This window comes from Sphingobium sp. ba1 (assembly GCF_000743655.1).
GTDB lineage: Bacteria > Pseudomonadota > Alphaproteobacteria > Sphingomonadales > Sphingomonadaceae > Sphingobium.
The window spans coordinates 1318-1750 of the sequence record NZ_JPPQ01000069.1; the positions used below are offsets into that span (position 1 = coordinate 1318).

General features: G+C 63.0%; 1 protein-coding gene. It reads right to left on the minus strand.

Annotation, left to right across the window (positions count from 1 at the left end):
• Positions 1-433, minus strand: a 433-nt coding sequence (locus IL54_RS22635) for an oleate hydratase (protein ID WP_193378809.1), incomplete at both ends; no start/stop codon positions are given.

The window sequence follows — 433 nt, forward strand, 5'->3', positions numbered from 1 at the left end:
GGTGCCTTCGAGCTTCTTCATCAGCAGCTTGCGCAGGAAGGCCGGCCCGGGAAGATCGATGCCCTTGCCGTCCCGCAGCGGACCGATCGCAGCAAGAAGTGTACGGATATCATAGGTCGAGTTGAAGACCTCGGGCACGCCGCGCTCGACATTCATCAGCGTGTAGACGGCCTCCATCGGGGTTCTCACCGAATATTCCGTGGTGAAGATGCAGTCCCGCTGTTTCGATTCCGCGAACTGGCCGATGAAGGCGAAGTTGACCGCGCCCTCCGGCACCACGTCCGGCCGGTCGCCCGCCTGGCGCGGCATGAAGAAGGCGGTGATATAGGGCATCATCGTGGGAACGGTGCTCGCGCCGGAGGCTGCGAGTTGCGGAATGTCCTCGACCGGCACGCCGAGGTGATAGAGCCATTCCTGGGTGATCTCCTCGCCG